This is a genomic window from Nesterenkonia suensis, assembly GCF_054782935.1.
In genome coordinates, this window is record NZ_BAAGRN010000001.1 from 544931 (window position 1) to 565075 (window position 20145).

22 protein-coding genes are annotated in these 20145 nt (G+C 68.4%); 16 read left to right on the forward strand and 6 right to left on the reverse strand.

The window, feature by feature from the left end; translation table 11 throughout:
- Positions 1-28 precede the first annotated feature (28 nt).
- Complete coding sequence (locus tag ACYVKI_RS02325; RefSeq protein ID WP_070159252.1) at positions 29-277, reverse strand: WhiB family transcriptional regulator; 249 nt, start codon at positions 275-277, stop codon at positions 29-31.
- A 484-nt stretch (positions 278-761) separates the two neighbouring features.
- Between ACYVKI_RS02325 and ACYVKI_RS02330 the strand changes: the two genes are divergently transcribed.
- Positions 762-1217, forward strand: coding sequence for a hypothetical protein (locus ACYVKI_RS02330; protein ID WP_460688732.1), 456 nt, complete (start codon positions 762-764; stop codon positions 1215-1217).
- A gap of 83 nt (positions 1218-1300) precedes the next feature.
- On the opposite strand, the gene ACYVKI_RS02335 is transcribed toward ACYVKI_RS02330, so the two are convergent.
- Positions 1301-1708 (reverse strand): DUF1844 domain-containing protein, encoded by a 408-nt coding sequence (locus ACYVKI_RS02335; protein ID WP_460688733.1) that lies wholly within the window; start codon positions 1706-1708, stop codon positions 1301-1303.
- 99 nt (positions 1709-1807) lie between these two features.
- Between ACYVKI_RS02335 and infC the strand changes: the two genes are divergently transcribed.
- The 5 genes from infC (at position 1808) to ACYVKI_RS02360 (ending at position 5037) form a co-directional block, all read left to right on the forward strand.
- Complete coding sequence (infC, locus tag ACYVKI_RS02340; RefSeq protein ID WP_460688734.1) at positions 1808-2542, forward strand: translation initiation factor IF-3; 735 nt, start codon at positions 1808-1810, stop codon at positions 2540-2542.
- A 357-nt stretch (positions 2543-2899) separates the two neighbouring features.
- The gene (gene rpmI / locus ACYVKI_RS02345) at positions 2900-3094 is read left to right on the forward strand and encodes a 50S ribosomal protein L35 (protein ID WP_070159257.1); all 195 of its coding nucleotides are present in this window, start codon (positions 2900-2902) and stop codon (positions 3092-3094) included.
- A gap of 109 nt (positions 3095-3203) precedes the next feature.
- Complete coding sequence (gene rplT / locus ACYVKI_RS02350; RefSeq protein ID WP_460688735.1) at positions 3204-3587, forward strand: 50S ribosomal protein L20; 384 nt, start codon at positions 3204-3206, stop codon at positions 3585-3587.
- A gap of 128 nt (positions 3588-3715) precedes the next feature.
- The gene (locus ACYVKI_RS02355) at positions 3716-4720 is read left to right on the forward strand and encodes a TrmH family RNA methyltransferase (RefSeq protein WP_460688736.1); all 1005 of its coding nucleotides are present in this window, start codon (positions 3716-3718) and stop codon (positions 4718-4720) included.
- Positions 4717-5037 (forward strand): RNHCP domain-containing protein, encoded by a 321-nt coding sequence (locus ACYVKI_RS02360; protein ID WP_460688737.1) that lies wholly within the window; start codon positions 4717-4719, stop codon positions 5035-5037. The genes ACYVKI_RS02355 and ACYVKI_RS02360 overlap by 4 nt, the downstream gene beginning before the upstream one ends.
- 108 nt (positions 5038-5145) lie before the next feature.
- Here ACYVKI_RS02360 and thpD read toward each other — a convergent pair whose 3' ends face one another.
- Positions 5146-6045, reverse strand: a complete 900-nt coding sequence (thpD, locus tag ACYVKI_RS02365) for an ectoine hydroxylase (protein ID WP_460688738.1) — start codon at positions 6043-6045, stop codon at positions 5146-5148.
- A 161-nt stretch (positions 6046-6206) separates the two neighbouring features.
- On the opposite strand from thpD, the gene ACYVKI_RS02370 reads away from it, so the two are divergent.
- Together ACYVKI_RS02370 and ACYVKI_RS02375 are read left to right on the forward strand one after the other, a co-directional pair.
- Positions 6207-7394, forward strand: a complete 1188-nt coding sequence (locus tag ACYVKI_RS02370) for an amidohydrolase (RefSeq protein ID WP_460688739.1) — start codon at positions 6207-6209, stop codon at positions 7392-7394.
- Positions 7395-7497: 103 nt separating this feature from the next.
- Positions 7498-7827, forward strand: coding sequence for an acylphosphatase (locus ACYVKI_RS02375; RefSeq protein WP_460688740.1), 330 nt, complete (start codon positions 7498-7500; stop codon positions 7825-7827).
- 79 nt (positions 7828-7906) lie between these two features.
- Here the strand turns inward: ACYVKI_RS02375 and ACYVKI_RS02380 are convergent, their stop codons facing one another.
- Positions 7907-10012: a S9 family peptidase gene (locus ACYVKI_RS02380; protein WP_460688741.1), complete on the reverse strand. Its 2106-nt coding sequence runs from the start codon at positions 10010-10012 to the stop codon at positions 7907-7909.
- Between the two features lie 326 nt (positions 10013-10338).
- On the opposite strand from ACYVKI_RS02380, the gene ACYVKI_RS02385 reads away from it, so the two are divergent.
- Positions 10339-10974: a DNA-3-methyladenine glycosylase I gene (locus ACYVKI_RS02385; RefSeq protein ID WP_460688742.1), complete on the forward strand. Its 636-nt coding sequence runs from the start codon at positions 10339-10341 to the stop codon at positions 10972-10974.
- A 47-nt stretch (positions 10975-11021) separates the two neighbouring features.
- On the opposite strand, the gene ACYVKI_RS02390 is transcribed toward ACYVKI_RS02385, so the two are convergent.
- Both ACYVKI_RS02390 and ACYVKI_RS02395 read right to left on the reverse strand, forming a co-directional pair.
- A complete protein-coding gene (locus ACYVKI_RS02390) occupies positions 11022-11888 on the reverse strand; it encodes a cation diffusion facilitator family transporter (RefSeq protein ID WP_460689383.1) in 867 nt (288 codons plus the stop codon).
- A gap of 123 nt (positions 11889-12011) precedes the next feature.
- On the reverse strand, positions 12012-12560 hold the full coding sequence (locus ACYVKI_RS02395) for a hypothetical protein (protein WP_460688743.1): 549 nt from the start codon (positions 12558-12560) through the stop codon (positions 12012-12014).
- A gap of 145 nt (positions 12561-12705) precedes the next feature.
- Here ACYVKI_RS02395 and ACYVKI_RS02400 point away from each other — a divergent pair, with 145 nt between their 5' ends.
- From ACYVKI_RS02400 to ACYVKI_RS02430, 7 genes are all read left to right on the forward strand, one after another.
- Positions 12706-13521, forward strand: a complete 816-nt coding sequence (locus ACYVKI_RS02400; RefSeq protein ID WP_460688744.1) for a superoxide dismutase family protein — start codon at positions 12706-12708, stop codon at positions 13519-13521.
- A 378-nt stretch (positions 13522-13899) separates the two neighbouring features.
- Positions 13900-16851 (forward strand): DUF4040 family protein, encoded by a 2952-nt coding sequence (locus tag ACYVKI_RS02405; protein ID WP_460688745.1) that lies wholly within the window; start codon positions 13900-13902, stop codon positions 16849-16851.
- Positions 16848-17402, forward strand: a complete 555-nt coding sequence (locus ACYVKI_RS02410) for a sodium:proton antiporter (protein WP_460688746.1) — start codon at positions 16848-16850, stop codon at positions 17400-17402. The genes ACYVKI_RS02405 and ACYVKI_RS02410 overlap by 4 nt, the downstream gene beginning before the upstream one ends.
- Entirely contained in the window at positions 17395-18999 is a 1605-nt protein-coding gene (locus ACYVKI_RS02415; RefSeq protein ID WP_460688747.1) for a monovalent cation/H+ antiporter subunit D family protein, read from the forward strand. Before ACYVKI_RS02410 ends, ACYVKI_RS02415 begins: the two co-directional genes overlap by 8 nt.
- On the forward strand, positions 18996-19436 hold the full coding sequence (locus ACYVKI_RS02420; protein WP_460688748.1) for a Na+/H+ antiporter subunit E: 441 nt from the start codon (positions 18996-18998) through the stop codon (positions 19434-19436). The genes ACYVKI_RS02415 and ACYVKI_RS02420 overlap by 4 nt, the downstream gene beginning before the upstream one ends.
- Positions 19433-19699 (forward strand): monovalent cation/H+ antiporter complex subunit F, encoded by a 267-nt coding sequence (locus ACYVKI_RS02425; protein WP_460688749.1) that lies wholly within the window; start codon positions 19433-19435, stop codon positions 19697-19699. The genes ACYVKI_RS02420 and ACYVKI_RS02425 overlap by 4 nt, the downstream gene beginning before the upstream one ends.
- Entirely contained in the window at positions 19699-20064 is a 366-nt protein-coding gene (locus tag ACYVKI_RS02430; RefSeq protein ID WP_460688750.1) for a cation:proton antiporter, read from the forward strand. The genes ACYVKI_RS02425 and ACYVKI_RS02430 overlap by 1 nt, the downstream gene beginning before the upstream one ends.
- Positions 20065-20145 lie beyond the last annotated feature (81 nt).

A 20145-nucleotide genomic window follows, 5' to 3' on the forward strand; every position in this document is an offset into this window, starting at 1 on the left:
CGGCGGCGTCGGCAGGAACCCTGACTGTTCAGGAGGCGCGGCGGGCTCGGGCTGCACGGCGCTTGAGGGCGCGCCGCTCATCCTCGCTCATGCCGCCCCAGACGCCGGCGTCCTGGCCGGTTTCGAGGGCCCACTGCAGGCAGGTGTCCATGACGGGGCACCGGCGGCAGACGCTCTTGGCCTCTTCGATCTGCAGAAGTGCGGGGCCGGTGTTGCCGACGGGGAAGAAGAGCTCGGGGTCCTTGTCCAGGCACGCTGCCCGACTGCGCCAATCCATGGGGATCACTACTCCTTGCGTTCGCGGGGGAACGCTGTTGCTCGGGTGGTTGCTGCGGCTATTTCCTCGACCAGAGACCGGGGAGCTCTCAGGGAGTCATGGCCGCCTCCGGGAGGCAGACGTTCAGTAGTCGGTGCGGGAGGAAGACCCTGATCGCGCTGATGCGCAGGCAGGGCCGAAGAACTGCCTGACCCGAAGAAGTACGCGTTCAAGGCTGACACGTTAACTGGGTGCAAACAAGACTTCGCAGCGGGGAAATACTGCCGAAACGCTGTGGGGTTGCTCACACCGAAATGCGGGATTCCGGGGGTCCGGGTGGTGTCGGGCGTCGCTTGTGGCGTGCTGACCTGCGGTGTCATGGCAGAGTCCGAGGTCCGCTGGAGGCCTCTCGGCATGGTCCGTCTGTGAGCGACCCGCCTCGGTGCGGACCCCGTCGGTCCTCGCGCGGGTCGGCACCGGCGGCCGGGGTGGTTCAATGGTCAGCATGCCTGAGAAGGACACGCCCCGTGATTCGCCCCAGCCGGACTTCAACGCCCCGCAGTCTCCCCGCCGCTTCACCCAGGCTCGCCCGCGCCCGTGGTCGGTGTGGGTGATCTTCCTGGTGCTGCTCATGCAGGGACTGGCCGTGGGCTTCGGCTCGGTGGCGCAGTTCATCGCTTCGGAGCCGGAGCAGCTGGACACCATCGGCTATATCGCGATGCTGGTCCTCTACCTGCTCCTGGCGGGCGTGCTGATCCTGCTGGGCTTCCGCCTGTTCATGGGGGCGGCCGGGGCCCGGACGCCGGCGATGGTGCTCCAGCTGCTGATCGTGGTGCTCTCGTTCAGCTTCTTCGCCGGCGGCCTCTGGCAGGTAGGCGCCCTCTTCGTGGTCCCCGCGGCGCTGGCTATGGTGCTGGCGTTCACTGCGCCGACCCAGCAATGGCTCGACGAATCATCCTGAGCTGTCATCCTCAGCTGTCATTCTGAGCTGCCCGGAGTTTCTGGGCTGCCCGGAGTTTCCGAGTCGGCCGGAGGGGTGAACGGTCAGTTGACCGGGCCGGTCCATTTCTCGCCGGGGCCCTTGCCCGGCGCGTCGGGCATCAGGGACTCATCCCGGAAGGCCAGCTGCAGGGAGCGCAGGCCGTCGCGCAGGGGCGCGGCATGGGTCGAGCCCACTTCGGGTGCGGACGCCGTGATCAGGCCTGCCAGGGCAGTGATGAGCTTGCGGGCTTCGTCGAGGTCCTTCAGTGCCTCGGCCTCAGGGTCGTCGGCCAGCCCCGTCTTGACTGCGGCGGCGCTCATCAGGTGCACGGCCACCGTGTTGATGAGCTCCACGGCGGGGACCTCGGCAATGTCGCGGGCCTGCTGATCCACGGCCTGCTTGATCTCTTCGCCCTGCCCGTTCCCGAGGGAGGAGTCGGCGTCGGGGTGGTTGTTCTGCTCACTCTGCATGCTGGTAAGCTTGTCATATGTCTCGGTGCACGCGCGACGCGTGCCTTGGGCCTCGAAGCGGGCGTCATCTCGCACCCCGCACGCCGGGGCCCGCCACCGATGACACCCACTCGCCATCGTCATCAAACAGGAGCTAGACAGATCAGCGAACCACGCATCAATGAACGGATCCGAGTTCCGGAAGTCCGCCTCGTCGGCCCACAGGGGGAACAGGTGGGCATCGTCAGGATCGAGGATGCCCAGAGGCTTGCCTCGGAGGCAGGACTGGACCTGGTCGAGGTCGCGCCGGGCGCGAAGCCTCCCGTCTGCAAGCTGATGGACTTCGGCAAGTGGAAGTACGAGGCTGCGGTCAAGGCCCGTGAGTCCCGGAAGAACCAGACCTCCACGATCCTCAAGGAGGTCAGGTTCCGCCTGAAGATCGATGACCACGACTATGAGACCAAGGTCAGCCGCGCTCGGCGCTTCCTGACCGCGGGCGACAAGGTCAAGGCCATGATTCAGTTCCGTGGCCGTGAGCAGCAGCGTCCCGAGATGGGGGTCCGCCTGCTCCAGCGGTTCGCCGAAGACGTCGAGGACCTGGGCTCCGTGGAGTCCGCCCCCCGTCAGGACGGCCGCCACATGGTGATGGTCGTCGGCCCGCTGAAGACGAAGGCCGAGGTCAAGAAGAAAGAGGCCGCAGAGGCTGCCGCCGAGGCGGCTGACGCCGAGCCGAAGGGCACTCCGTCTCGTCGCGCTCGGAAGAACCAGGAGCGGGTCTCCACGGAGAAGGAGGACGCCAAGCCGCTCTCCAACTCCATGGCGGACTACCTGCCGGACGAGCTCAAGAACCTCTAGATCACTGTGGTCCGCCGCAGATGATCGGTCGGATGAGGCCCTCCGTCGCTGATGCGGCAGGAGGGCCTCTCTGTGTCCGACATGCCGTTCCACGCCACATGGCGTAGAATGGCTCTTCGGGTTCACGACAGGATGCCTCCGTGTGAGAACGCGTGGCATCTTGTCGTTCCTATGACAAGGGGGCCGAGGCTCGCCAGTCCTCGTCCATGGCGCGCTCCGCCGGGACGTCGCACCGCGATGCTGCCAGGCCCCACCTCTGCGCCGCCGCCGGCCGGATCCCATGGAGTGACATCTATGGCTCCGTGTCACCAGCACTGAAGGCGTTGTAGGTCCGCACGATGTAAGGAGAACGGCACAATGCCGAAGATGAAGACCCACTCCGGGGCCAAGAAGAGATTCAAGCTCACCGGCTCCGGCAAGATCAAGCGCCAGCAGGCCAACCGTCGCCACTACCTGGAGCACAAGTCTTCCCGCCTGACGCGTCGTCTGGCCGGTGACCGCATCGTCACCAAGGCCGACGAGAAGCGCATCAAGCGGATGCTGGGCATCTGAGCGTCCTGATTCCAGGACCTCGCCCCGATGATCGAGCGCCTGGGCCGGCGAACACGCCATGGTCTCAGCGCAGGAACACCAGAAGACTCATTGCACTAGGAGATTTCACGTGGCACGTGTGAAGAGGGCGGTCAACGCCCAGAAGAAGCGCCGCAAGGTCCTCGACCGGGCCTCGGGCTACCGCGGTCAGCGCTCTCGTCTGTACCGCAAGGCCAAGGAGCAGCTGCTCCACAGCTACACCTACAACTACCAGCACCGCAAGAAGCGCAAGGGTGACTTCCGTCGTCTCTGGATCCAGCGGATCAACGCGGCCTCCCGCGCTCACGGTCTGACCTACAACCGCTTCATCCAGGGCCTGAAGGCCGCCGAGGTGGAGGTCGATCGGCGCATGCTGGCCGAGCTGGCCGTCTCCGACGCCAAGGCCTTCGAGGCCCTGGTGGAGGTGGCGCGCAAGGCCCTGCCGCAGGACGTCAACGCCAAGAAGGCCGCCTGAGCCTGATCGGCTGACCCTGACGATGACGGCGCCCGCTCCCTGGTCTGCAGGGGGCGGGCGCCGTCGTCGCACCAGGAGGACCGGCGACGCCGCATGGCGGTCGCAGACCCGTGAAGGAGGAGGGGACCATGACTGATCCCGAGGTGTTGAGCAATCCAGGCGCTGACCGCGTGAAGAAGGTCGCGGCACTGGCCACTCGCGCGGGCCGCCGACGCCAGCGGCTCTTTCTCGCCGAGGGGCCCCAGTCTGTGCGTGAGGCGCTGGCGCTGTGGCTGAGCCGCTGGGACCGGGGCGGTCAACCAGCTGAACCGCAGCCAGGATCGTCGCGCTCTGGGCTGCCGACGCTCGATGCCCTCTACTTCGACGCCGACGCCGTGGCCGCCCACCCTGACCTGCAGGCGCTACTGGACGAGGCTCGGGGGGTGCTGTTCGATCCGCAGTCGACCCTGCCCCGGCACGCTCGGTTCTTCCTCCGGGAGGCCACCTCCGAGGTGCTTGCCGCCATGGGGGACGCCGAGACCTCCCAGGGGGTGCTCGCCGTCTGCCGGATTCCGGAGGCGTCCGGGGCAGCGGCCGCAGGCGACCCGGTGGCGGCACTGCTGGGTCGGGGTGCTCGATCCGGCGACGAGACGCTTCAGACCGCCCTGGTCGCCGGTCTGGTGGGTCTGCAGGATCCGGGAAACGTGGGGACCATCGTCCGCACGGCCGATGCGGCCGGAGCCGACCTGGTGGCGCTCACCCCGGGAAGCGCCGATCCGTGGGCACCGAAGGTGGTGCGTTCCGCCGCCGGATCGCACTTCCATCTGCCCCTGGTCGCCGGGGTGGACCCGCAGCGGCTGGCCGAGGCCGCCCGCGCTGCGGGGCTCCAGATCCTCGCGGCCGACGGCGGCGGCGAGTCCAGTCTTCCGGAGCTCGCGCATCCGGAGGCTGCCACGCTCTGGCTGTTCGGCAATGAGGCCCACGGACTCTCCACCGAGCATCAGGCGCTGGCCGATCAGCGGGTCTCCATCCCGCTGTACGGACAGGCCGAGTCGCTCAACGTGGCCACAGCGGCGACCGTGTGCCTCTACGCCTCCGCCATGGCGAGGCACCAGGGCGGCCGAGGAGCTCTCAGCCTGCAGGAGGGGCGGTGAGCTACGCTCCGGCGGGCCGGGAGGCGGAGAACACCGGCTTCTGCTGCGGCCACTGTGGCCGCGGCGTCAGCCCGCAGTCCGGAGGAAGCTACCGGAACCACTGCCCGTACTGTCTGCATTCCCGGCATGTGGACCGGCTGCCCGGCGATCGTGCAGCCGACTGCGGGGCCGTGATGGCTCCGGTGGGGGTGGACCACTCGGGCAAGAAGGGCTTCATCCTGATCCATCGTTGCACGGCCTGTGGCCAGGTCGATCGGAACCGACTCGCTCCGGATGATGACATGGACGCCGTCATCGCCCTCCAACGCCCTCGGTGATCCTCCTCGCGGGCATCGCCCCGTCGACACAGTGATGGCCCCACCGTTGCCACGATGGGGCCATCGCCCTACCGAGAGCCCGATGCCGGGCCCTTGGATTGTGTGATGTCAGCCGGCGGGAGTGAAGTCCCGGCTGCCGAGGAAGTCCGGACGCGGCGACGGCGCCGCGAAGGGCTCCACGGGGGTGTTCTCCACCGAGTTGTAGACGATGAACACATTGGACCGCGAGTAGGGGGTCACATTGCCGTTGGAGGCGTGCATGCAGTTCGAGTCGAACATGATCGCCCCTCCGGCCGGACCCTCGAGCACGTCGATGCCGAACCGGTCGGCGAACTGCGTCAGGGTCTCCGGGTCGGGGACGCCGGCACCCTGCATGACCAGGGACTGCTTGAAGTTGTCCTCCGGGGTGCCGCCCACGGCACTGATGTAGTGCTTGTGGGAGCCGGGCATGATCATCAGCGGACCGTTGAAGGAGTAGTTGTCGGTCAGCGAGATCGAGATGCTCACCGCACGCGGCGTCGGCACCCCATCCTCGGCGTGCCAGGTCTCGAAGTCCGAGTGCCAGGTGAAGTCCTTGCCGACGAAGCCGGGCTTGTAGTTGATCCGACTCTGGTGGATGTAGACGTCCGATCCGAGGATCTGCCGTGCTCGGCCCACCAGACGCGGGTCGTTGGCGATCTTCTTGAAGACCTCATTGGTGCGGTGGATGTCGAAGATCGACCGCACCTCCTGGGACTTCGCCTCGACGACGGTGCGCTCGTCGGCCTTCACCGCCGGGTCGTGGGCCAGACGGTGCAGCTCGTCGCGGAAGAGCTGCAGCTCGTCGTCGCTGATGAGCCTGTCGATGGTCAGGTAGCCCCTCTCATCGAATCCGCGCAGCGTCTCGGCATCCAGAGGCCCCTGCTCGGCGGTGCCCTGGACCACTGGGTCCTGGCGCGGGATCACGCGGGGTTCCTCGTCCTGGCGGGTGGGGTACAGGTCCGTCACGTCAGGGACGGTGGTCGTCATGCGAAGACCTCCTTCATCGTGGGACGTTCCGTACAGGCCGCACCTCGACACGGGGTGCGGCGGGTGGGGCGCCAGCCGATGCGGACGGTCCCGGCGCCGCCACCTATGGACCATAACAGCTCCGTTGAGGACTGCAACCGGAGGTGCGTTAGAGTCGCTTTATGGTTGCAGAAACAAACTATGCCTTCGTCCATGCCCATATCGTCCCCATCGCAGGTGCGCCCTTCGATGGAACCCTGGTGGTCACCGAGGGGCGGATCGCCGCGTTGGGCCCTCAGGTGGAGATCCCTGCGGACCATGAGGTCATCGATGCCGCCGGCCGCTGGGTCCTGCCCGGCCTCGTCGACGCCCATGTCCACCTCGGAGTTCACGAGGAAGGGGAGGGCTGGGCCGGTGCCGATGTCAACGAGACCACGGACCCGGTGACCGCCGCGGCGCGCGCCTTGGACGCCATCAACCCTGCCGACGTCGGTTTCGACGACGCCCTGGCCGGCGGGATCACCAGCGTCAACGTCAACCCTGGCTCGGCCAACCCCATCGGCGGGCTCGCCGTGGCGATCAAGACCCACGGGCGGATCGTCGACGAGATGGTGCTGCGCTCACCCTCGGGGCTGAAGGCCGCGCTCGGGGAGAACCCGAAGCGGGTCTATGGAGAGCAGAAGAAGACGCCGAACACGCGGCTGGGCGTGGCGCTGACCATGCGCAAGGCCTTCGCCGAGGCACGAGGATGGGCCAAGAAGCCAGAGGACGACCGTCCGGCGGATCTCATCTCGGAGGCGCTGGTTCAGGTGTTGGACCGCAAGATCCCGTGGCGGCAGCACTGTCATCGGGCCGATGACATCGCCACCGCCCTCCGGCTGGCCGAGGAGTTCGGCTACGAGCTGGTCCTGGACCATGGCACCGAGTCCTATAAGCTCGCCGACGTCATCGCCGAACGCGGCGTCCCGGTGCTCTACGGTCCGATGATCGTCTCGCGCAGCAAGGTCGAGGTCCGGGACCGTACTCCGGCCGCTCCGGGGATCCTCGCCGCCGCCGGAGTGAAGGTCTCGTTGATCACCGACCACCCGGTGGTGCCGATCGACTTCCTCATGCACCAGGCGGCGCTCGCCGTGCGGGAGGGCATGGAGCCTCAGGAGGCGCTGCGGGCGGTCACCCTCAACCCCGCCGAGGTGTTGGGCGTCTCCGAGCGGATCGGTTCCCTGGAGGTCGGGAAGGACGCCGACGTCGTCCTGTGGTCCGGCGACCCGCTGGACACGCGGAACCGGGCCCTGCGCACCTGGGTCGACGGGCGGGAGGTCTACAGCTATGACGAGGACTCCCGCACCTCGTCGGTGCTCGAACGCTGGTGAGTCGGTGGTGAGCCCCGCACGTCCCGGGGCTCACCGCGCCTCGCCGCACAGTGGGTTGTCTCACCGGGTGGAGCCTGTCCCATCGGGGTGGTTCACTGGAGGCATGACACATCGGCATGCGGATCACCCGTCTCGAGCAGGCGGCTGTACCACCGGACGGATGCTGCGGATCACCGGCCGGGTCCAGGGTGTGTTCTTCCGGGCGTCCACCCGTGACGCGGCGGAGGACCTGAGTCTCACCGGGTGGGTGCGCAACGCCGACGACGGCGCTGTGGAGGTCCTCATCGGCGGTCAGGGGCCGGCGGTGGACGCGCTGATCCGCTGGTGCCACCACGGGCCGCAGAAGGCTCGGGTCGACGATGTCGAGGAGCGGGAGGCCGCCGAGGCCGAGTTGGCCAGCCTGCCGGCCTCGGGCTTCGAGGTCCGGCGCTGAGCAGACACCGGCGCTGAGCAGGCACCGGCGCTGAGCAGGCAGGGGCGGCGTCGTGGCCTCAGCGGTCCGGCGTCGCCTCCTACGGCGGGGTCAGCCCGAGCTCCGGCGGCAGCGCGCGACTCTCACCGAGGACGTGCTCGGCGAGGAACCCGAGGACCACTTGGTACCAGATCCTCGCGTGGTGCGGGCTGAGGATCCAGTGGTTCTCCTGGGGGAAGTACAGGAACCGGTGCACGGTGTTCCCCTCCTCATCTGTGGGGAGACCGGACTTCTCCAGCAGCTCGTACCAGAGTCGCAGACCCTCACCGATCGGCACACGGTAGTCCTTGTCCCCGTGGATCACCAGCATCGGGGTGACGATCTCCTCCACGAATCGGTGCGGGGAGTATTCCTGCTCCATGGCGGGGTCGATCTGTCGGCGCCAGAAGAAGGAGGCGTCCGTGGTGGGCCCGAACTGGTCCAGTGCCCACAGGGACGCGTGGGTGACGATCGCGGAGAACCGGTCGGTGTGTCCGGCCACCCAGTTGGCCATGTAGCCGCCGAAGGACCCTCCCATCGCCGCAGTGCGAGACTGGTCGATGTCGTGGCGAGCCTCGGCCGCATCGGTGATCGACATCAGGTCGGTATAGGGCGCCTCGCCCCAGGAGTTCCAGCCCCGCTGGATGAACTCCTGACCGTATCCGGTGGACAGGGCGGGGTCGGGAAGCAGCACCGCATAGCCCTGGGCGGTCATCAGCCAGGGGTTCCACCGCCAGGACCAGGTGTTCCAGGAGCTCAGCGGGCCGCCGTGGATCCACAGCAGCAGCGGGGCGGGGGTCTCCGCACCGGCCTGCTCGGGGAGGGCCAGCCAGGCGCGCAGGCGCACTCCGTCGTCGGCCGTGGTCTCGACCTCGGTGAGTCTGCCGGGGATCCGTGGACGTGGAGCCGGGTTCCTCAGCCGGGTGACCGCGCCGTCGTCCAGCGCCACCCGCACCACCTCGGCGGGGAATTCATAGCTGCTGCGCACACCGTAGACGGCGCCGCCGTCGGGAGCGACGACGGCGGTGGTGTAGGTGGCGTCGTCCCGGGTGAGTTGGGTGACCGCACCGTCGGCGGCATCCACGTGGAACAGCGGACCCCTGCCGTCGGCGTCGGCGCCGGCGATGAATCCTGATCCGTCAGGCAGCCAGTCGAAGGCTGTCAGCCACAGGTCGGCCTCTGCCGTGGGGGAGAGCGCACCGGTGGCGAGATCCAGCAGGTGCAGCCGTGGCTCCAGAGCGCGCGAGGGCAGGGGCCTCCGGGTGACGGTCACCACCGCCTGGCGGCCGTCCGGGCTGATGGGGCCGGGGGTGTGATCGTGATCGGGGTCGTCGGCGATGATCCGCCGGTCGCCGGTGCGCAGGTCCACCACTGCCAGGGCGGTGCGGCGGTCGGCGCGCGCCTCGGGGATGTGGACTGAGATCAGCGCGCGGGTGCCGTCAGGGCTGAGGGCGACCTCGCCGGCGAACCGGCTGCCCAGCCCTGCGGTGACAGGCCGGAGCCGTGTCAGCCTCGCGTCCTCGTCCGTGCCGGGGGCCTGCTGCGGCAGCGCCTCGGGCTCCACGGCGAACAGTGCAGTGTGGGCCGGGCCGAGATCGTGGTCCCAGTCTCGGACGGGGTAGGAGTCGTGGAGGATCGCCTCGACTCCACCGTCTCGGCGCGTGGTGTGCAGCATGGCGTGCTGCTCCTCGTCCGAGGCGCCGGGAAGCAACGGTGCGGTCACCAGTGCGACGTCGGCGGATCGGGCGCAGAAGGCCTGGTCCACTCCGCCGGGGCGGCGGGCGACAAGGGCGGCCTCCCCGCCGGGGGCAGGCAGCCGCCAGAGGGCAGTGTCGCTGCCGGAAGGGCTGGCGCCCTCGGTGCTGCCGGAGGAGCCGGGGGAGCCGGCGGTCTGACCGGGTCGGGCCGAGAGGAACACGAGGTCCCCGGTGGCGGAGAACACCGGGCCGGACTCACCGGCGCCGCTGCGGGTGAGGCGGCGTGCGGGGCGCTCGCCGGAGGGGTCGATCTCCCAGAGAGATGTCACGGAGGAGGTGCCCTTCTCATCCAGGGTGCTGACCGTGCTGACCAGCCGGGTGCCGTCGGGGCTCATGACCAGCCCGTCCAACCGGGGGAGAGCTATGAAGCGGTCGAGGTCGTGGAAGTCGTCTGCCGTGTCGTCGGTCATGGGGACTTTGTACCACTGGAAGGTGGCCATACTGTTGCACGGCGCAACTGAGGGCGTGTTGTGTGGGGACCAGGGCCGAGACCTCACTCTAGGGGGTCGGACCCGGTTCAGCGAGCACCCCGGGCCGATGGTCAGGAGCTGGACGCATGGGTCACAGGACTGATCGCCGCCGCGCCTCCCACGACAGGGGGAGGGGCCCGGTGCTGTCATCGTGGAGACCCCTTGCGACGTCGCCCCGTCGTCTCAGGGGCCGTGTCGGAGGCTTCGGCTACGGTGCAGGAATGGCAGAGCGACCAATGGCAGAGCGACCGATGGCAGAGCGACCGATGGCAGAGCGGTCACAGGACACCGGGGTGGAGTCGGCATTGCGCGCGGACGGGCTGGTCATCGGCCCGGACGGACTCGCGCGCACCGCCTGGGCAATGGACTCCGAGATGATGCGGCACTACTACGACACCGAGTGGGGGATGCCGGTCTGGGACGAGCGGGGTCTGTTCGAGCGGTTGAGTCTGGAGGGCTTCCAAGCCGGCCTCTCGTGGGCGACGATCCTCGCCAAGCGGGAGAACTTCCGCCGCGCCTTCGCCGAGTTCGACCCGGATGCCGTCGCGGCTTTCGGCGAGGACGATGTCGAACGGCTTCTGCAGGATGCCGGCATCGTCCGTCACCGTGGCAAGATCACCGCCACGATCGGCAACGCTCGGGCCACCGTCGCGCTGCGTGCCGACGGGGGCCTGCCGGCGCTGATCTGGTCTCACCGTCCGGAGGAGACTCCCGCACCACGCAGCCTCGCGGAGGTCCCGACCCGTTCGCCGGAGTCAGAGGCGCTGGCTGCGCGGCTGCGGGCCGCGGGATTCCGGTTCGTGGGACCCACGACGATGTTCGCGCTCATGGAGGCGGTCGGCATCGTGGACACGCACCTGGTGGGATCGCATCGCCGCGGAGCCTCCGGCATCTGGGGATGAGGGCCATCTGCGGCCGTTCCTGCTGCGGGCTGGCACGGTGCGGATCGTCAGTGGTGCTGCTGACGCTCCTGGGCCGCGATGTCGGCCGTCTCGAGCTGGAAGGTCGAATGCTCCAGGCGCACGTCGAAATGCTCCGCGACACAGGTGCGCAGGGCATGCAGGATCTGCGGTGCGTGGCCGTCGCGGAAGCAGGCGTCGTCGACCACCACGTGCCCGGAGATCACCGGCAGTCCCGATGCGACGGTGGACGCGTGCAGATCGTGGACCTCGCGCACATGGGGCAGGGCCAGCATGTGCTCACGCACCCGGTCGAGGTCGACCCCGTGCGGGGTGAACTCCATCAGGATGCGTGCGGCCTCGCGCAGCAGCAGCGCGGCCCGCGGCAGGATCAGCGCCGTGATCGCCAGAGCCGCCACGGCATCGGCCTGCTGCCAGCCCGTCACCGCGATCACCACCGCTGCGGCGATGACCCCCAGGGAGCCCAAGGCGTCGGCCAGGACCTCCAAGAACGCGGCACGGAGGTTGAGGTTGCTGCGGCGACCGCTGCGGAGCACCACCAGCGAGGCCACGTTGCCCGCGAGCCCGACGGCTCCGAACATCAGAAGCTCCCAGGGCGGCACTGTGGGAGGGGAGCTGATCCTGGTCACTCCCTCGACCGCCGCGTAGACACCGATGCTGAGCAGGAGCAGCGCCTGGACCGCGGCAGCGAGGACCTCGATCCTCCGGAAGCCCCAGGTCCGGGTGGATGTGGGCGCACGCCCCATCAGTGACGCCGCGATCAGCGCGATCAGCAACCCGATGGAATCGGCCAGCGAATGCACCGCATCGGTGAGCAGGGCCAGCGAACCGGTCAGCCAGGAGCCGACGAACTGGGCGAGGACGACGACGCCGGTGATCCCGCAGGCCACTGCCAGACGTCCCCGATGGGTCGACGCCTCGTGGTGGGAGGATGCGTGCGGGGAGCTCGTCGAGTGAGATCCTGCTCGGTGGGAGCCCAAGGGTCGCCCTTCTGTGGTGCGGGTCGCCGGGCTTCGAGTCTACGGACGATCCGGTGCGGCGAACCAGCGCTGTGACGGCGGAAGCCACAGGAGCAGCACCATGAAGGCCATGATTCCGAGATCCCACCGCAGGCCCATGCTGAGCACGGACGGGTAGGCCCAGCTGCGCAGCACCGCTTCGACGGCGGAGACGGCGAGCAGGGCGGTCAGCAGGAAGCGGACCCACTCGAGTCGTTCCGGCACCTTCAGCACCAGGGCGACCTGCAGGACGGTCAGGGCGATGCTCAGCATGATCGCCAGCAGCCCGATCAGCCCGGGCACCGCTCCGGCCATCCGGGAGATGGTGTGCAGGCCGGTGAGGTGGATCAGGAAGCCGGGCAGCAGGAAGATCAGGGTCACTCCGGTGATCGCCAGCAGCCCGAAATAGCCGATCCGTGCGGTGAGCGGCATGTGATCCACCTGGAGCAGCGCCGTTGCGGCGCGCTGGGGCACCAGGTCGCCGAGGCCGCGGGGCCACGTCGCCGGGAGCTGAGAGGAGGGGCGCGGAGGTCTCGACCGGGGGACGGAGGAGAGGTGCTGTGTGCTCATGACAGTCCCATGATAGCCGCGGATCCCTGCCATGACGGGGATCCGAGGGGTGTCGCGGTCTCCGTGCCTCGAGGCGGCGTCGGCATGGCTGCGGCTCGGCGTGCTCATGACGTCGGTAGGCCGTCTGCCGTCGTATCCTGGCCGCATGACGACTGACCGCTTCTGCTCCCGCGTCCTGTCTCTGACCGCTCTCAGCCTCGGTGCTGGTCTGCTCCTCACCGGCTGCGGGGATGCTGAGCATGATCCTGCGGAGGACGACTCCGCACAGGAGCAGGGCGCCGCAGGCGACGACGGCGCCCAGGACGGGGCGGACGGTGCAGATGGCGCGGACGGTGGCGCCGGACAGGGCTCCGGGGCTGCGGGGGAGCCCTTCGCTCAGGCACGGATCGGCGACGCGGCCGACAACGACCACGGGCTGGTGACCTTCTCCGAGATGGGGGAGGGCGTCCAGGTGCAGGCGGAGCTGAAGGACCTGGACGCAGGATTCTTCGGGTTCCATATCCACGGGACCGGACTCTGCGAGCCGCAGTCCGCCGGTGACGACGGCGAGGTGGGGGACTTCCTCTCGGCCGGAGGCCACCTGGCGGGCGAGGCGGAGGAGGACCACGGGGTCGTGGAGGGGGAGGAGGCCCCCGAGGACGACGGCCTGGAGGGGCAGGACGCCCCCGGTGATCAGCCGCACATCGAGGTCGACTCCGGGCCGCACCACCCGAACCATGCGGGAGATCTGCCGAACCTGCTCGTCACCGAGAACGGCACCGCGACCCTGACCGTGGTGACCGATCGGCTCACTGACGAGCTGCTCACCGGGGGCGAGGGCGCGGCCGTGATCATCCACTCCCAGCCGGACAACCACGGCAACATCCCGGAGCGCTATGCGCCGGCAGGCCCGGATGAGGACACGCTGGCCACCGGTGACGCGGGGACGCGGATCGCATGCGGCGTCATCGAGGCGCCGTGAGACATGCCACATCTCGTGCCGTGATCCCGTCTCCCGGCCTCTGACGACGCGGAGGTGAATTGCCGGGGCTGTGATGGGGTCGATATAGTCGCCTTCGGTGTGCCGGGAAGACTGGTCGGCGATTGAGTAGCGTCTATGTGCGGAGCACGTGGCCTGGGGCGGACGGGGTGCAGAGCCGTTCCTCCGCCGTGCCGAGTCCGCCCGTAGGGGCTCCCTCACGACGATGACGCCTGGACCGCTGGCGACATGTTCCCCACACCCACAGGAGGCCCGCACCATGCACCTGCCCCTCTGCACGCCTCCCTCCCGCGCCCCCGGCACCCTCCACAGGGTCTGGGCTGACAGCGCGGCAGGGCAGCTCCGAGCGGTGGGCCGCTGATGACGGTCATGGTGCTGCTGTTCCTCTCACTGATCCTGGTCCCTGTCTCGGCGGCGGTGCACCGCGTCCTCGGCCGGGACACCGGCTGGTTCGCCGCCGTCGCGCTGCTCGGGCTCGGCGCCGCCACGCTGCCCTGGATCCGGCCCATCGTCGAAGGTGAGGTGTTCGAAGAGCATCTTCCCTGGATCCCCACCGTCGACGTCGGTCTGTCTCTGCGGCTGGACGGCCTGGGCCTGGTCTTCCTGCTGCTGGTGCTGTTCATCGGTGCGCTGGTGATGGCGTACAGCGCCCGCTATTTCTCGCCGCAGAAGCGGACGAACGACTACTACATCTGGATGCTGCTCTTCGTCTTCGCGATGAGCGGCATGGTCATGGCTGATGACCTCATCCTGCTGTTCGTCTTCTGGGAGTTCACCACTCTCTGCTCGTTCTTCCTGATCAACCGCTCCGGGGACAAGGCCCCGGCTCCGGCCCAGCGCACTCTGCTGATCACGATGGCCGGCGGCCTCGGGCTGCTCACCGCGGTGCTGATGATCATCGTCGCCACCGGCACCACACGAATCTCGGAGGCGCTGCAGCACAGCGTCTGGCAGCAGGACGGCCTGTTCACCTCCGTGGTGGCGGTGCTGGTGGTGCTCGCCGCGTTCACCAAGTCCGCGCAGTTCCCGTTCCACCTGTGGCTGCCCGACGCGATGGTGGCCCCGGCTCCGGTCTCCGCCTACCTGCACGCCGCGGCCATGGTGAAGGCCGGCATCTACCTGCTGCTGCGCTTCTCTCCGGTCTTCCAGGGGGTGGCGGTCTGGCAGACGCTGCTGATCGGCTGCGGTCTCGTCACGGCGCTGATCGGGGCGCTGTTCGCCCTGCAGCGCCATGACATCAAAGAGATCATGGCCTATTCCACGGTCAGCCAGCTGGGTTTCCTGGTGACGGTCATCGGAGTGGGCACGCCGACGGCGCTGGCCGCGGCGACCATCCACGTGATCGCCCATGCGCTGTTCAAGTCCTCACTGTTCATGATGGTGGGCATCATCGAGCATGAGGCGCATTCCCGCGACATCCGTCGGCTCAACGGCCTGCACCGCACGATGCGCGTCTCCGGGGTGATCACCCTGATCGCCTGCGTCTCCATGGCTGGGATTCCGCCGCTGATGGGCTTCGTCTCCAAGGAGCACCTGCTCGCCGGGCTTCTCTCGGCAGACTTCGGAGCGGGCCTGATCTGGCTGATCACCGGGCTGGCCGTGCTCGCCGCGGTGGGGACCTTCGCCTACTGCGGCCGCATCGTGCTGGGGTCCTTCACCTCCTACACCGGAGCCGGTCGTCGTGATGAGCCCCAGGAGCCGATGGCGCCTGACGCGGCCCATGAGGCTCCGCTGTCCTTCTACCTGCCGGCGCTGCTGCCGGCGGCGGCCGGCCTGGTCTTCGGCTTCTCGCCCCAGGTCTTCGACGGGTTGGTCGGTGCGGCCGCGTCGGCGGCCTCCGGTGAGGTCTATGACGCGCACTTCGCCCTGTGGCACGGATTCACGGTGGACCTCGCGCTCTCGGCGGTGATCATGGTGGTCGGCCTGCTGGCCGTGCTGTCCCGCACGCGTCTGGACTCGCTCGTTCCGCGCACGATCCTCCCGTTCACCGGGGTGCAGGTCGTGGAGCGGATGCGCACCGAATCGATCTCCTTCGGGCGGCGTGTGGGCGACCTGACCCGCACGGACGTGCACGCGGTGCACCTGACCGCGCCCGGTGTCCTTCTGGTGGGCATCTTCATCGCCGGACTGATGGCCGCGCCGTTCGTCGGGGAGCTGACCCCGGGTCACTCTCAGCCCACCGACTGGGTGCTGATCGGCCTGCTGGTGTTCTTCCTCCTCGGCACGGTCATCACGCAGAGCCGGACGGCTGCGGTGGTGCTCGCCGGCGGCGCCGGGTTCGTGGTGGCCGCCTGGTACTTCCTGCTCGGTGCCATCGACGTCGGCATGACGCAGCTGCTGGTGGAGATCCTCACCGTGGTGGTGCTGGTCCTGGTGCTGCGCAAACTGCCCAAGCGCTTCCACGAGGTCTCCCGGACCCGGACGGCGGTCTCCGCCGTGGTGGCGATCGGCTTCGGGCTCATGGCGTTCATCGCAGCCTTCGCGCTGACCGGCCGACGCGGACAGTCCCCGGTGGCCGAGTGGTACCTGGAGAACACCTACGAGGCCACGCACGCCACCAACACGGTCAACTCGATCCTGGTCGACTTCCGCGCGCTGGACACCTTCGGGGAGCTCACCGTACTCGGCGTGGCCGGATTCGCCATCCTGGCGCTGCTGAACTCCGCGTTCTCCACCTCGGACAACGCGCCGGCGGCCTCCCGGCTGTGGGTCGGCACGCCGATCTACAACGCCGAGGACAACACGACCGCGATGCGCCTGGTGTTCAACTGGATGGCTCCGTTCATCATCCTGCTGTCGCTGGTGCTGCTGGTCCGGGGCCACTACGAATCCGGCGGCGGCTTCATCGCCGCCTTGGTGGCCGGAGGCTTCTTCGCCCTGCGGTACCTGGTGGCGCCGTCGGACTCGGCGGTGAAGCTGCGCTTCGACTACGCGATGGTCATCGTCGGCGGCATCATGGTCGGTGCGGCCATCGGCGTCGTCGGCTACCTGGAGGGCTCGTACCTGCGGCCCATCATGTGGGACATCCCGCTGCCGTGGGGCGGGGAGTACGCGTTCACCACCGCGCTGATCTTCGACGTGGGGATCTACCTGGCCGTGATCGGGGCCGTGCTGGTCGCATTGGACCGTCTCGGCCAGGCTCAGCGGTACCCGGCCGAGCTGCTGCGCGCCCACCGCAAGGCCTTCGGCACCCCGGAGGGGCAGCACGAGGGCTCCGCCCACCGGTATGTGGATCCCGGTGATGTGCCCTTCGAAGTGGATCCCACGGCCGGAGAGGACGAGACGAGCATCCAGGAGGTGAGGGACCGATGAGCATCGCCATCGCCATCGGGGTCCTGACGGCGGCCGCCGTCTACCTCTTCATGCAGCGCGGCATGGTCCGCATCGTGCTGGGCTTCGTGCTCGCCTCCCACGCGGCGAACCTGATGCTGTTCTCCGCCGGCAACGTGGCCTACCGCGGGGTGCCCTACATCGGGTCCGGAGAGGTCGGGGAGCAGGCCGACCCCCTGCCGCAGGCCTTCGTGCTGACCGCGATCGTCATCGCCTTCTCGATCACCATGTTCATGGTGACCCTGGCGATCACCACGACCACCGACGATGACACCGAGAACGAGGAGGAGTCGCCGATCATGGTGCTCACCGGCGGCACCGGCGACATCAACGACGCCGGCATGATGCGCCACGACGTCGAGTGCACCGGCGCCGCGGGCGCCGGCACCGGCGGGGCGCATGCCAGCCCGCTGAGCCCGGTCCATGACTTCGAGGGCCTCGAACTCCATCCGGAGCCCACCGAGGAGCAGGGCAACGGCACCCTCGACGGCGGCGCCGGTCGCGGCGCCGGGACGGAGGCTCGCGATGACTGAGATCCTGGGGCCTCTGCTGCCGCTTCTGGTCGGAGCTCCGCTGTTCCTCGGTGCGCTGGGCGCGCTGTTCCGCCGGAACACCTCCGTCCGGCACATCATCAGTCTGGGTACGCTGTCCGCCCTCTTCGCCTTCTCGATCCTGCTGGTCGTGGACACGCACGACGGCACCGTGATCGCCCATCAGGTCGGCCTCTGGGACTACGGGGTCTCCATCCCGTTCGTGGTGGACGCGCTGTCGGCCCTGGTGCTGATGATCATCAGCATCCTGGGCATCGCCTCGGTGCTCTTCGCCATGGCCACCCATGAGGCGCGGGCCCGCTTCTACCACCCGTTCGTGCTGGTGCTCATGGCCGGTGTGGCCGGTGCGCTGATGACCGGGGACCTGTTCAACCTCTTCGTGTTCATCGAGGTCATGCTGCTGCCTTCCTACGGTCTGCTGGCCATGATGGGGGCGAAGCTGGGTGCCCACGGCGCGCGGATCTATGTCTCGGTGAACCTGTTGGCCTCCACGCTGCTGCTGATCGGCATCGGGCTGGTCTACGCCACCGCAGGCACGGTGAACCTGGCGGAGCTGCACGGGGCCGCCTCAGAGGACCCCGCGGTGGCGGTCGCCGGAGGCGTGGTGCTGACCGCGATCTCCATCAAGGCCGCCGTCGTGCCGGTGCACGGGTGGCTCACCCGCACGTATGCGCTGACCTCGCCGGCGGTGACGGCGCTGTTCTCCGGCATCCACACCAAGGTTGCGATCTACGCGATCTATCGCATCTACTCCCTGCTCTTCGACGGGGACGAGCGCTTCCTGTGGGTGGCGCTGCTGATCACCAGCCTGACGATGCTGATCGGTGTCCTGGGAGCGATCGGAGAGAAGACCACCCGCTCGATCCTGGTGTTCCACATGATCAGCCAGATCGGCTACATCCTCATCGGGGTCGGCCTCTTCACCGCTCTGGGGCTGACGGCGGCGATCTTCTACCTGCTGCACCACATGATCGTGAAGGCCTCGCTGTTCCTCTCCACCGGCGCCATCGAGGAGACCTATGGCACCGGAGAGATCGACAAGCTCGGCGGGATGCTCAAGCGTGAGCCGCTGATCGCGATCACCTTCATGGTGGCCGCGCTCTCGCTGGCCGGGCTGCCGCCGTTCTCCGGGTTCGTGGCGAAGTTCTCCATCATCCAGGCCACTTTGGAGCAGTCGCACTACTGGGTCGCCGCCGTCGCAGTGGTGGTCTCGGTGTTCACGCTGCTGTCCATGCTGAAGATCTGGACCGGGGTGTTCATGGGCTCGGAGCCGGAGAACCTGGAGAAACGGGCCATCACCCACCAGCAGCGCACCCACGGAAGGCGCTACCTGAGGGTGGAGGCCCAGGCGGAGACGCCGACGCTGTCCATCGGTCCGGCGACGACGACCACCACACAGGTGCTCGCCGGGGAGCGGGCGGTGAGGATCCCGCCGAAGCTCATCGTCCCGGGGGCGCTGCTGGCCGTGGTGACGCTGTTCTTCGGGCTCGGCGCGGAGCTGCTGATGAGCCTCTCGGCCACCGCGGCGGAGAACCTGTTGAATCCGATCGAGTATGTGAGGGCGGTGAGCGGCGCATGAGTTTGGAGACCCTGTCCCGACGGCCCCGGCCGCTGCGCATCCTGAGCTTCCTGCTCTGGTACCTCAAGGAGTTCGTGCTGGCCAACCTCCACGTCACTGCGGAGGTGCTCCGGCCACGGAGCCGGAGGACGATGGCGCCGGGGATCCTGGCGGTCCCGGCGGCCTCCCGCACCGACGCCGAGTGGACGCTGATCTCCACGCTGATCACGCTCACCCCGGGGACGCTGACCATCACGCTGTCGAAGGAGCACGGCATCCTCTACGTGCACGGCATGTTCGTGGAGAGCAGGGAGGCCTTCGTGGCGGAGATCCAGGAGATGGAGGACCGCCTGCTGCATGCGATGCGGCGCGAAGTCGGCGATCTGACCCGTGCCGTGCAGGCTCCGGTGGTGGCCCCGGTCGACGTCGACGAGGATGAGGCAGGTGATCCGCTGTGATCACCGAGATCACCTTGGAGGTGGCCCTGGTCCTGCTGGGCCTCGGGATGCTGATCGCCGGAGTGCGTGGCTTCCTGGGTCCGCGCACCTCGGACCGCGCGGTCGCCTCGGACCTCATCTTCTTCGCCATGATCGGCTTCATCGCGCTGATCGGTCTGCGGATCGACATCGAGGCGCTCTTCGACATCATCCTCATCGCCACCCTGCTGGGATTCATGGCGGCGATCTCCATGGCACGACTCGGATCGGGAGGGCAGCGCTGATGGACCTGCAGATCATCGAGCTGAGCGCCCACGTGGCGGGCATGGTGCTGATCTTCCTGGGGATCTTCATCCTTCTGGTCTCCGCGGTGAGTCTCTTCCGGCTGCCAGACCTCTACATGCGTGCCTCGGGTGTCGGGACCTCAGCCGGACTGGGGGTGGCGACGATCGTCATCGGGACCCTGCTGGTGGACTTCTCCTGGCTGAACCTGGTGAAGGCGCTGATCGCTGTGGTCGCCCAGCTGCTGACCTCGGCGGTGGGGTCGATGGCGATCGCACGCTCCGGCTATCTGAACAACTCGCTGCCCGCGGCCGTCACCCATATCGACGACCTGCGGCTGACCCGCCGGGACGCTCACGCCGACTGAGCGGGCCCGGTGGGTGCGTTCCGGAGCGGTTCTGCTGCGGACGAATCGCGAATCCCCGTCCGGAGCCGCTGACCTGGAGGG

Coding starts and splice junctions, on each gene's coding strand:
- ACYVKI_RS02325 (WP_070159252.1), bottom strand. CDS start 277: ATGGATTGGCGCAGTCGGGCAGCGTGCCTGGACAAGGACCCCGAGCTC.
- ACYVKI_RS02330 (WP_460688732.1), top strand. CDS start 762: ATGCCTGAGAAGGACACGCCCCGTGATTCGCCCCAGCCGGACTTCAAC.
- ACYVKI_RS02335 (WP_460688733.1), bottom strand. CDS start 1,708: ATGCAGAGTGAGCAGAACAACCACCCCGACGCCGACTCCTCCCTCGGG.
- infC (WP_460688734.1), top strand. CDS start 1,808: ATGACACCCACTCGCCATCGTCATCAAACAGGAGCTAGACAGATCAGC.
- rpmI (WP_070159257.1), top strand. CDS start 2,900: ATGCCGAAGATGAAGACCCACTCCGGGGCCAAGAAGAGATTCAAGCTC.
- ACYVKI_RS02355 (WP_460688736.1), top strand. CDS start 3,716: ATGACTGATCCCGAGGTGTTGAGCAATCCAGGCGCTGACCGCGTGAAG.
- thpD (WP_460688738.1), bottom strand. CDS start 6,045: ATGACGACCACCGTCCCTGACGTGACGGACCTGTACCCCACCCGCCAG.
- ACYVKI_RS02370 (WP_460688739.1), top strand. CDS start 6,207: ATGGTTGCAGAAACAAACTATGCCTTCGTCCATGCCCATATCGTCCCC.
- ACYVKI_RS02375 (WP_460688740.1), top strand. CDS start 7,498: ATGACACATCGGCATGCGGATCACCCGTCTCGAGCAGGCGGCTGTACC.
- ACYVKI_RS02380 (WP_460688741.1), bottom strand. CDS start 10,012: ATGACCGACGACACGGCAGACGACTTCCACGACCTCGACCGCTTCATA.
- ACYVKI_RS02385 (WP_460688742.1), top strand. CDS start 10,339: ATGGCAGAGCGGTCACAGGACACCGGGGTGGAGTCGGCATTGCGCGCG.
- ACYVKI_RS02395 (WP_460688743.1), bottom strand. CDS start 12,560: ATGAGCACACAGCACCTCTCCTCCGTCCCCCGGTCGAGACCTCCGCGC.
- ACYVKI_RS02400 (WP_460688744.1), top strand. CDS start 12,706: ATGACGACTGACCGCTTCTGCTCCCGCGTCCTGTCTCTGACCGCTCTC.
- ACYVKI_RS02405 (WP_460688745.1), top strand. CDS start 13,900: ATGACGGTCATGGTGCTGCTGTTCCTCTCACTGATCCTGGTCCCTGTC.
- ACYVKI_RS02410 (WP_460688746.1), top strand. CDS start 16,848: ATGAGCATCGCCATCGCCATCGGGGTCCTGACGGCGGCCGCCGTCTAC.
- ACYVKI_RS02415 (WP_460688747.1), top strand. CDS start 17,395: ATGACTGAGATCCTGGGGCCTCTGCTGCCGCTTCTGGTCGGAGCTCCG.
- ACYVKI_RS02420 (WP_460688748.1), top strand. CDS start 18,996: ATGAGTTTGGAGACCCTGTCCCGACGGCCCCGGCCGCTGCGCATCCTG.
- ACYVKI_RS02430 (WP_460688750.1), top strand. CDS start 19,699: ATGGACCTGCAGATCATCGAGCTGAGCGCCCACGTGGCGGGCATGGTG.